Genomic DNA, 2,125 nt, shown 5'->3' with positions numbered 1-2,125 from the left:
CCTGACGGGTGCACCCCAGGCCCCGGCACCCGGTCCCGGCACCCACCCGCTGACCGGCTGTCCGGCCGGTGCGACCGGCCCCGTGCCGCCGAACAACGCCGCACCCAACGGCTACCTGCGGCTGACCGACGCGTCCAACGACCAGTCCGCCGCCGTCCTCTACAACCATGCCCTCCCGGCGGCCCAGGGCCTGGTCACCTCCTTCGACCAGTGGCAGTACGGAGGTACAACCAACCCTCCCGCCGACGGCATCTCGTTCTTCCTCATCGACGGCGCCGCGTCGCTGACCTCGCCCGGGGCCTTCGGCGGCAGCCTCGGCTACGCGCAGAAGCTGCCCAACGACAACCCGAACGAGACATTCCTGCCGGGCGTCAACCGCGGCTACGTGGGTGTCGGCCTGGATGTTCTCGGCAACTACTTCGGCGACTGGGAACATCGCGGCAACGGCTGCGCCACCCGCTCGCCGGCCGGTACGCAATTCCGCATCCCGGCGCCGGGCGCGAACATGGTGACTGTGCGCGGGCCGGGCGACGGTACCGAGGGCTACTGCTTCCTCGACGCGACGACAAGCAACTTCTCGACAACGGGGCCTTGGCCCTCCACGCTTCCGGGACAGCTGCACGGGCCGACCACCTCCGTGCCACCGACTTCCACCCCGCAGGAGGCCGAAGCGCTGCTGGAGCCGTCGCGCCGTACGGTGACCGTCGAGGTCTCCCCGTCGCCGAGCCCGGTGATCACGGTTGCGATCGACTTCCACGACGGCCGCGGCAGCCAGGAGGTGCTTTCCACTCCGGCGCCTCAACCGGTGCCCGACACCTACAAGTTCGGTTTCGCCGCCTCGACCGGGCTGTTCACCGATGTCCACCTCATCCGGAACCTCACCGTCCACCCGGCTGCCGCGCTGCCCCAGCTCAACCTGGTCAAGCAGGTCTCCCAGGACCCGCCGCTGGCGGCCCCGTTGACGCCGGGCACAGAGGTGCCCTACGAGTACGTGGTGACCAACAGCGGCAACACGCCGATCACGGACCTGGTCGTGAGCGACGACCGGGTCACCGGCGTCGACTGCCCACAGAACACCCTCGCGGTCGGTGAGACGATCACCTGCACCGGCAACTACACCGTCACCGCAGCGGACGCAACGGCCGGTTCGCTCACCAATACCGCCACCGCGCAAGGGCAGGCCGGAACCACCCCAGTCACCTCGCCACCCGACGAGGTCACCCTCCCCGTCCAGTCCGGGCCCGGGATCCGGCTGGAGAAGTCCGCGGACGACACCCAGGTCTACCAGGTCGGCGACGTTGTGCCGTACACGTACACCGTCACCAACACCGGTCCCCAGGAACTGACGGGCGTCGGCGTCACCGACGACCGGGTGACCGGGGTGACCTGCGCTACGACCACCCTCGCCCCGGCCGGCCAGGCCGGCGACAGCACCACCTGCACCGGCACCTACATCGTCAGCCGAGCCGATGCCGAACGCGGCAGCGTCACCAACACCGCGGTCGCCACAGCCGAGGACGGCAGCGTCCGGTCCAACCAGGACCAGGCCCGCATCACCGTCGAGAAGTCGCCGTGCCATGGCAGGCACTGCAGGCCGAAGCCGCCGTGCCACGACAAGCATGACAGGCACTGCAAGCCGAAGCCGCCGTGTCACGACAAGCATGGCAAGCACTGCAGGCCGAAGCCGTGTCACGGGAAGATCTTCTGCCCCTCGAAGTGACACGACCTGCACATAAGTGATCGCGCGGGCACCAGCCACCACCCGGTGGAGGGTGCCTGCCCGTCTGCTCAGGTAGGGACTGTCCTATGCGTTCGCACGCCCCGCGGCCGCATCGAGCAGGCCGCTTGACCTCACACAGTGGCACTGGAACGAACCATCAGTCATGTGCGGAGGCTACGAGGTGAGCGGCTGAATCGGGCAACCGGGGTTTGTGACCACCCTTTCAATCGAACAACCTTGTCACCCTCTGCGACCGCTTCCCAAGATCTGTGCCAGAACCTAGGCCCGACAGCACCTGTATACGATTTTGGGCAGCACTCGAAACGCTACAGAAATCGAACAGTTCATGACTTCAGGCAGCACGGGCCCCTGCCGAGAGTTCGACAGGGGCCCACGGTGTAGAGA

1 protein-coding gene is annotated in these 2,125 nt (G+C 67.8%); it reads left to right on the top strand.

The genetic code is table 11. The features are described from left to right. Positions 1-1,720, top strand: a 1,720-nt coding sequence (locus tag ACFVXE_RS38970; protein WP_389678525.1) for a hypothetical protein, incomplete at its 5' end; no start/stop codon positions are given. Positions 1,721-2,125: the final 405 nt, after the last annotated feature.

The organism is Streptomyces sp. NPDC058231 (assembly GCF_042882275.1).
Lineage (GTDB): Bacteria > Actinomycetota > Actinomycetes > Streptomycetales > Streptomycetaceae > Streptomyces.
Note: the sequence above shows the minus strand (reverse complement) of the source record. Positions and strands in the feature narration are given on the sequence as shown.